The organism is Saccharothrix sabaoui, assembly GCF_051756985.1.
Classification (GTDB): domain Bacteria; phylum Actinomycetota; class Actinomycetes; order Mycobacteriales; family Pseudonocardiaceae; genus Actinosynnema.
Map to the genome: position 1 here is coordinate 91,253 of NZ_JBPKJK010000010.1, position 8,109 is coordinate 99,361.

At 77.6% G+C, this 8,109-nt stretch carries 8 protein-coding genes; all 8 read left to right on the forward strand.

The annotated features are described in order from the left end of the window. Nucleotides 1–112 precede the first annotated feature (112 nt). Nucleotides 113–937: a hypothetical protein gene (locus ACR807_RS05265; protein ID WP_438920055.1), complete on the forward strand. Its 825-nt coding sequence runs from the start codon at nt 113–115 to the stop codon at nt 935–937. After that, nucleotides 934–1,881: a polysaccharide deacetylase family protein gene (locus ACR807_RS05270; protein ID WP_438920056.1), complete on the forward strand. Its 948-nt coding sequence runs from the start codon at nt 934–936 to the stop codon at nt 1,879–1,881. Before ACR807_RS05265 ends, ACR807_RS05270 begins: the two co-directional genes overlap by 4 nt. Then, nucleotides 1,878–3,125 carry an O-antigen ligase family protein gene (locus ACR807_RS05275; protein ID WP_438920057.1) on the forward strand — a complete coding sequence of 416 codons (1,248 nt, stop codon included), beginning with the start codon at nt 1,878–1,880 and terminating at the stop codon, nt 3,123–3,125. The genes ACR807_RS05270 and ACR807_RS05275 overlap by 4 nt, the downstream gene beginning before the upstream one ends. A 1-nt stretch (nt 3,126) precedes the next feature. Then, the gene (locus ACR807_RS05280) at nt 3,127–4,176 is read left to right on the forward strand and encodes a glycosyltransferase (RefSeq protein ID WP_438920058.1); all 1,050 of its coding nucleotides are present in this window, start codon (nt 3,127–3,129) and stop codon (nt 4,174–4,176) included. After that, nucleotides 4,173–5,033 carry a hypothetical protein gene (locus ACR807_RS05285; protein ID WP_438920059.1) on the forward strand — a complete coding sequence of 287 codons (861 nt, stop codon included), beginning with the start codon at nt 4,173–4,175 and terminating at the stop codon, nt 5,031–5,033. Before ACR807_RS05280 ends, ACR807_RS05285 begins: the two co-directional genes overlap by 4 nt. Further along, nucleotides 5,030–6,277: a glycosyltransferase 87 family protein gene (locus ACR807_RS05290; RefSeq protein ID WP_438920060.1), complete on the forward strand. Its 1,248-nt coding sequence runs from the start codon at nt 5,030–5,032 to the stop codon at nt 6,275–6,277. Before ACR807_RS05285 ends, ACR807_RS05290 begins: the two co-directional genes overlap by 4 nt. Then, nucleotides 6,274–7,671 carry an oligosaccharide flippase family protein gene (locus tag ACR807_RS05295; RefSeq protein ID WP_438920061.1) on the forward strand — a complete coding sequence of 466 codons (1,398 nt, stop codon included), beginning with the start codon at nt 6,274–6,276 and terminating at the stop codon, nt 7,669–7,671. Before ACR807_RS05290 ends, ACR807_RS05295 begins: the two co-directional genes overlap by 4 nt. Nucleotides 7,672–7,682: 11 nt before the next feature. Further along, on the forward strand, nt 7,683–8,109 hold a 427-nt coding region (locus ACR807_RS05300), incomplete at its 3' end, for a glycosyltransferase (RefSeq protein WP_438920062.1).

Sequence of the window (8,109 nt, forward strand, 5' to 3'; positions counted from 1 at the left end):
GTTATCCCTCGATCAGGTAACGCCCCATCGCTCGAACGAGACGCGGGTCGTCGGGTTCTACGCTGCCCCACCGTCGTCGGGATCACGCCCGCGCCGTGCAGGGAAGAGGCTCGTGACCGGATACCTCCCACTCGCCGCGTCCGCGGTGATGTACGCGCTGGGCATCGTCGCCCAGTCCGTCGCCTCCCGACGCGCCGACGACACCGCGAACGGCCTCGGCCTGCTCGCCCGGCTCCTGCGCGACCGGCTCTACCTGCTCGGCTTCGCGGGCCAGGTGGCCGGGTTCGCGCTCGCGTTCCTCGCCCGCGCCGACCTGCCGCTGTACCTCGTGCAGGCCGGGGCGTCCTGCGCCGTCGGGCTGGCCACCGCCTTCGGCGTCCTCGCGCTCGGCTGGCGCGTGCGGCCCGTCGAGGTCGCCGTGCTCGTCGTGATGGCCGCCGGGCTCGTGCTGCTGGTCGCCGCCGCCACCCCGTCGACCGCGCACGACGTGCCGACCGGACCCGGCCTGGTCCTGTTCGGCCTGCCCCTCCTCGCGCTGGTCCTGGTGCAGCGGTGGGTGACGGGCGTCGTGCCGCTCGCCGCGCTGGCCGGCCTCGCGTTCGCCGTCGTGGCCATCACCAGCCGCACGATCGCCGACGAACCCGCGACCGACCTCCCGCTGCACCCGCTGGCGTGGCTGACCGCGTTCGCCGCCCTGGTCGGGCAGTCCTACCTGGCCCTCGGCCTGCGGCGCGGCCCGGCGACCCCCACCGCGGCCACCATGGACGCCACCACCGTCGTGATCACCTCGGTCGTCGGCGTCGCCGCGCTCGGCGACCGCGTCACGCCCGGCCGCGAGTGGTGGGTCGCGGTGGGCGTCGCGCTCGTCGTCGGCGGCGTCCTCGCGCTCGGCTCGGCCGGCCGGGTCGCCCGCGCACCCGCCCGGGCGGCGGCATGAGCACCGCCAGCGTCTCCCTCGACCTGGACAACCTCTGGGCGTACCTCAAGACGCACGGCGACCCGGCGTGGGAGGCCCGCCCGAGCTTCCTGCCCACCGCCGTGCCCCGCCTGCTGGAGGTGTTCGGCGAGCACGGCCTGACCACCACCGTGTTCGTGGTCGGCGCGGACGCCGAGCGCGAGGACGGCGCGCGCGCCGTGGCCGACATCGCCGCGGCGGGCCACGAGGTCGCCAACCACTCGTACGGGCACGAGCCGTGGCTGCACCGCTACTCCCGCGCCGAGCTGGAGGCCGAGCTGGTCCGCACCGAGGACGCGATCACCGCCGCCGGCGCGCCGCGCCCCACCGGGTTCCGCGGCCCCGGCTACAGCGTCACCCCGACCCTGCTCGCCCTGCTCGCCGAACGCGGCTACCGCTACGACGCCAGCACCCTGCCCACCTGGGTCGGACCGCTGGCCCGCGCCTACCACAACCGCACCGCGCCGGACGGCGGCGCGGAGGACCTGTTCGGCGGCTTCGGCCGGGTCCGCGCGCCCAACACCGCCTACCGCTGGCGCGTCGGCACCGGCCTGGTCGAGCTGCCGGTGACCACGATGCCGCTGCTGCGCGTGCCCATCCACGGCTCCTACCTGCTCCAGCTGCACCAGGTCTCGCCCCGCCTGGCCCGGGGCTACTTCCGGACCGCGCTGCGGCTGTGCCGGGCGCGCGGCGTGCAGCCGTCGCTGCTGCTGCACCCCACGGACGTGCTGGGCGCGGCCGAGGCGCCGGGCATGGGGTTCTTCCCCGGCATGGCGGTGCCCGGCGCGCGGAAGGTCGTGTTCCTGGGGTGGGTGCTCGGCGCGCTGCGGGCGCACTTCGACGTCGTGGGCACCGGCGAGCACGTGCGCCGCCTCGCCCCCGGCCTGCGCGACCGCGACGCGGACCTGCTGGTGCGCTCCGGATGACCTCCCCGCTGCGGCTGTCCGCGTGCGCGACGGTCTTCGCCGCGCCGCTGGAGGGCTACCTGCTCCAGGTGCACGGCCAGCTGGCCAAGGTGGCGCCCGCGCTGCTCGTGGTGACGTGGGCGGTGACGCGGGTGAGGGAGCGCCGGGCGCCCGAACCGCACCCGGCGCACGCCCTGCTCGGGCTGCTCGCGGTGGTCCTGCTCGCCTCCTCGGCGCTGCACGCCGGGGGCGCCTACACGATGGAGTACGCCCTCCGCTGGCTGCCGTTCCTGCTGGTCACGGTCGTGCTGATGGACGTGGCCGCGCGGGAGCTGCCGATCAGGTCGCTGCTCGCGGCGGCGGTGGGCGGCGCGGTGGTCGCGGCGGCGGGCGCGCTGCACAGCACCCTGGCGCTCGGCGAGACCCGCGCCACCGGGCCGCTGGAGGACCCGAACGACCTGGCCTACTTCCTGGTCGCCGCCCTGCCGCTGCTGGTCGCGCTGCGCGCGAGGACGTCCCGCCGCCCCGCCTGGCCCGGGCGGGGGCGCACCGCCGTGCTCGCCGGGTCCGCCTGGTCCGGGCGGGGGCGCACCGCCGTGCTCGCCGTCGCCGCCACCACCCTCGCGGCCGGTGCGGCGGCCACGTTCTCGCGCGGCGGGGGGCTGGCGCTCACCGCCGCCGTCGCGTGGCTGCTCGCCCGGCGCGCCCTGCCGCTCAGGGCACTCGCGGGCGCGGTGGGGGCGCTGGTCGCGCTCGGCGCGGTCGCGGCGCTGTTCTTCGGGCCCGAGCTGGACCGGGCGCTCGGCGAGAAGACCCACATCGCCGGCACCAACGTCGACACCCGCGAGCTGCGCTGGCAGGCCGCGGCGCGGATGCTCGCCGAGCACCCCGGCCTCGGCGTCGGTCCCGGCGGGTTCCGCGCCGGCTACCCGGCGGCCTCGCACAACGCCGAGGTCGACGAGCAGTCCCCGGTCGCGCACAACATGTACCTGGAGGTCGCCGCCGAGCTGGGGCTGCCCGGCTTCGCGCTGTTCGCGGCCCTCCTCGTGCTGACCGCGGTGACCGCCGAACGCGTCCTGCGCACCACCGCCGACCCGCTGCCGGTCGTCGCCGTCCAGGCGTCCCTGATCGCGGTCGTGGTCGCCTCGACCTTCCTGTCCCAGCAGTACTACCTGCCGTTGTGGTCGCTGGTGGCGGTCGTCGCCGCGGCCGACCTGCGTCTGAGGAGAACGAGCGACGTTGCGTGTGCTCCACGTGATCAGTGAGATGGGGACCGGGGGCGCCGAAGCCCTGGTCGCCGGGATGGCCCGCGCGGGCGGGCAGTTCGGCTGGCAGTCCGCCGTCGCCAGCGGCGGCGGGCACCGGGCGGAGGCGTTGCGCGCGCTCGGCGTGCCCACGTTCACCGTGCCGGTGGCGCAGCGGAAGGCGACCGGCGTGCTGCGCGCCACCACGGCCGCCAAGGCCGCGGTCCGCAGCTTCCGGCCCGAGGTGGTGCTGGCGCACAACGTGTCGGCCAGCCTCGTCGCCCGGCTCGCCGTGCTGCCTCGCCGGGTGCCGCTGCTGACCGTGTTCCACGGCGTCGCCGAGGCCGACTACGGGGGCGCGGCCCGCATACTGCGCCGCACCTCGCGCACGGTCGTCGCGGTCGCCGACGCCACCGCCGAACGGCTGCGCGCCGCCGGCGTCGCCGACCCGGTCGTCATCCCGAACGCGGTGTTCCCGCAGCGCGAGCGGGTCGACCGGAACGCGGTCCGCGCCGTGCACGGCGTCGGCCCCGACGTGCCGGTCGCGCTGTGCCCGGCCCGGCTGGCCCCGCAGAAGCGGCACGACGTGCTGCTGGAGGCGTGGGCGGAGCTGGGCGGCGACGCCGTGCTGTGGTTGGCCGGCGACGGCCCGCTGCGCGACGACCTGGAGAAGCTCGCCGCCGACCTGGGCGTCGCCGACCGGGTGGTGTTCCTGGGCAACCGCTGCGACGTGCCCGACCTGCTGGCCGCCGCCGACCTGACCGTCCTCACCAGCGACTGGGAGGGGATGCCGGTCGCGGTGCTGGAGTCGCTGGAGGCGGGCCGCCCGGTGGTCGCGACCGACGTGGACGGCGTGCGCCAGGCGCTGGCCGGCGGCGGCGGTGTCGTCGTGCCGCGCCGCGACCCGGGCGCCACCGCGGAGGCGTTGCGCTCGCTGCTGTTCGACGAGCGGGCCCGGTCCGCGCTGGGCGAGGCGGGGCGCGTGTCCGTGCGGAAGGCGCACGACCCGGTCCTGCTCATGCGGTCCTACGACGAGCTGCTGCGCACCGCGGTCACGGGCGGGCGCACGTGAGGCGGCAGCTGGTCACGAGCCTCGCGGCGGCGCTGCTGGTCGCCGTCGTCGTGGTGCTCGCCGTCGAGGTGCGCGGCGAGGAGCACGAGAGCCGCGTCGGGCTGCTCGCGGGCCCCGTGGCCGCCGAACCGGGCACCGCCGGGTTCGGCGAGGTGGTGGCGCTGTCGCTGCCCGCGCTGGTGGAGCTGGCGCGCAGCCCGTCCGTGCTGCGCGCCCCCGCCGAGACCCTGGGCACGACGGCCGGTGAGCTGGCCGGCCGCGTGTCGGTCGAGCTGGTGCCCGCCTCGGGCCTGGCCCGGCTGTCCGTGCGCGCGCCGACCGCCGAGCAGGCCGCGCAGGCCGCCGCGCAGATCGCGCGGGCCGTGGTGGACGCCGACCTGCTCGCCCCGGCCGCGCGGCTGCGGCTGCTCGACCGGCCGGAGACCACCCGCGTCGCGCCGGACCGGCCGCTGGCGTTCGGCCTCGCCCTGGCCGCCGCCGTGGTCGCGGGCCTCGGCACGTGGGCCGCCGGGCACCTGCGCCGCACGCGGCCCCGCGACCGGGTGCGGGCCGCGCTGGTCGCCGGCGGCGCGCGGCACCCGGTGACCGTCCTGGACGACGACGACCCCGACCTGGTCGAGCGGCTGACCGTGCTGTGCGACGCATCCGCCCGGCCCGCGCGCGTCGTGCCGGTCGTGCCGGGGCTGACCGGGCGCGCCGAGGAGCTGGCCGCCGCGCTGCCCGACAAGACCGCCGAGCCCGCGGACGGGGACGCGGTCGTCGCGGTCGCGCCGAAGGACGGGCGGCAGGAGGAGCTGGCGGCCGTGGTCGGCTCGCTGCCCGCGTCCGCCGCGGTCGTCGCGGTGGTGCTGTCGTGACGACGGTGGCGCCCGCGCGGCGGACCCGGCTCGTCGTGGCCGCCGTCGCGCTCGTCGGCGCGGCGGCGGCGTGGCGGGCGCTGCTGCCCGCGTGGCGGGTGCCGGTGCCGACCCGGGCGAACCTGCCCGAGGAGCGGATGCAGGACTTCCGCGACGCGCTCTACTTCCCGGTCCGCGAGTTCCTCGACGGCGGCAACCCGTACCACCCGGCGGTGATGTTCGCGCACTGGCCGGTGCGGCAGAACTTCAACCTCTACCAGCCCTACCACCTGCTGCTGCACGCCCCGTTCGCGCTGCCCGGCTACCGGGTGGGCGCGGTGGCGTTCGCGCTGGCGTCCCTGGTGCTGCTGCTGGTGCTGGCCGTCCTCGCGGCGGGCCGGCTGCGCCCGCACGTGCCGCTCGCGCTGGGCACCGCCGTCGTCGCGGCCCTGCTGCTGCTCAGCCAGGTCGGCAAGGCGCAGCTGTACGTGGGCCAGGTGAACCCGCTGATCGCGGTCGGCGCGGCGGGCGCGCTGCTGGCCCGCGACCGGCACCCGCGCTGGGCGGCGGTGGCGCTGGCCCTGGCGTGGCTCAAGCCCCAGTTCGGCCTGCCGCTGGCGCTGCTGCTGTTCGCGCGCGGCTCGCGACGGGTGGCGGTGACCGGCACGGCCGTCGCGGCGGTGGCGTCGCTGGTGGTGCTGGTGCCGCTGGTCCTGCGCCAGGGCGTCGCGTCCTTCGTGGACGCCCTCGCGGCGAACCTGGCCCACGCGAGCGCCACCTCGTACGGCGCGGTGGACTCGATGACCGCCCAGCGCGTCGACGTGGCCGCGGTGCTCCACCGGGTGACCGGCTGGCTGCCGCCGGGCGCGGAGGGCCTGGCGCTGGTCGGCGTGCTCGCGGTGAGCGCGGTGCTGGTGCGGCGGCTCGACCGCGCGGGGTCGGCCGAGGTCGCGGACCTGCTCACCTGCCTGGCCGTGGTGGTCTGCGCGGTGCACCAGCCCGGTGACGTGCTGATCGCCGTGCCGGCCGCGGCGGCGGTCGCCGCGGTGTGGTGGCGCGGCCGGAAGCAGGACGGCGGGGGGCGGGACGGGCGGCTCGGGCTCGCGCTGCTCGCCGTCGCGGTGCCGTTCGCGCACCTGCACTTCGTCGGCACGGCGGTCCGCGACCTGTTCGGCGCGCGCGTCGACGTGACCGCGGACGGCGTGGCGCTGGTCGTGGCCTGGGCGCTGCTGGTGGCGGTCGCGCTGAGGTCCGCGCGGACGTGACCGGGCACGTCGCCGTGCGCGGCTCGCTGTGGCTGTTCCTGGTCAACCTGGTCGGCAAGGGCAGCCAGATGGCCGTGACGCTGGTGCTCGCCGCGTTCCTCACCTCCGAGGGGCTCGGGCTGGTGGCGCTCGCGGTGGCGCTGGTGAACATCGGCCAGGTCGTGCAGTCCATGGGCGTCTACGACGTGGTCAGCCGCACCGGGCGCGACCCGCGGCGGGTGGCGGGCACGCTGCTCGTGCTCAGCGCGGGCACCGGCCTGGTGCTCGCCGCGGGCCTGGTGCTCGCGGCCGACGCGATCGCCCTCGCGCTGGACGCGCCGGTCGCGCCGCTGGTGCGCCTGGCCGCGCCGAGCCTGCCGTTCTCGGCGGTGGCGGGCGTGCAGATGGGCCTGCTGCACCGCGACCTCGACTTCCGCCGCCGGCTGCTGCCCGACGCGGGCTCCGCCGTGCTCGGCGCGGCCGTCACGATCGTGCTCGCCGCGTCCGGCAACGGCCCGTGCTCGCTCGTGGTCGGCCTGCTGTGCACGGCGGTGGCGCAACCCGTGCTGGGCGTGGTCGTCGGCGTGCGGGTGCGACCGGTGTGGGACGCCGCCGCCGCGCGGGAGGCACTGGCGTGGATCGCGGTCGTCGGACCCGGCGCGCTGGTGGCGGTGCTGCTGATCAACCTGGACTACCTGGCCGTCGCCCGCGTGCTGGGCGCCGAGGCGGTCGGCGTGTACTCGCTGGCGTACCGGATCGCCTGGGTGCCCTACGTCCTGGTCGCCGTGGTGCTCGGCGGCGTCGTGCTGCCGCTGTGCGCGCGGTACCTGCGCGAGGGGCGCGGGCTGTCCGGGGTGGTCGGTCGGTTCACGCTCGCCGTGCTCCTGCTCACCGGCGGGCTGTACGCGGTGACCGCCGTGCTCGCCGACCGGGTCGTGGTGTTCGGCGAGCGCTGGGCGGGCGCGGCCGTCCCGCTGGCCCTGCTGTGCCTGTACGGCCTGGGGATCAGCCTGCTGCACGTCTGGTACCAGGTGCTCAAGGCCGCCGGCCACGCCCGCCGCTACCTGGCGCTGGAGGTGGCGCACCTCGTCGTGCTCGTCGCCGGCCTCGCGGTGGCCACCCGGTACGGGGTGGTCGCGGTGGCCGCCGTGCAGGCCGGGGCCGCGTGGGCGCTGGTGCCGGTGACGTGGCGCGCCCTGGCCCGGCGCGGGCTGGCCCCGCCGACCCGGTCGGTGCTGCGCGGCGCGGCCGGGGTGCTGGCCGCGTTCGGGTGCTGCGCGCTCGTCGCGCACGCCGCGGGGGACGTGTTCGGACCGCCCGGGTCGGTGCCCGGCGCGCTCGTCGAAGGGGTGGTGCTGGTGGTGGTGTGCGGTGCGGTCGTGGTGGCCGCGAACAGGGAGGTGCTGCGCCGGTGAGGGTCGTGCACGTGAGCCAGCCCGTGACGGCGGGCGTGGCCGGGGTCGTGCTGGAGCTGGCGGTGGCGCAGCGGCGCTCGGGCTGGGCGGTCGCGGTGGTGTGCCCGCCGGGGCCGCTCGCCGACCGCGCCCGCGCCGCCGGGGTCGAGGTGCACGAGTGGCGCGCGGGCCGCCACCCCGGGCCGTCCGTGCCCGGCGAGTGGCTGCGGCTGCGGGCGGTGCTGCGCCGCCTGGGGCCCGACGTCGTGCACCTGCACAGCTCCAAGGCCGGGCTGGTCGGGCGGCTCGTGCTGCGGGGGCGTCGGCCGACGCTGTTCCAGCCGCACCTGTGGTCGTTCCAGACCGCCACCGGCGTGGTGGGGCGGCTGTCGCTGGCCTGGGAGCGGTGGGCGGCGCGCTGGACGCACCAGCTCGTGTGCGTGAGCGACGACGAGCTGG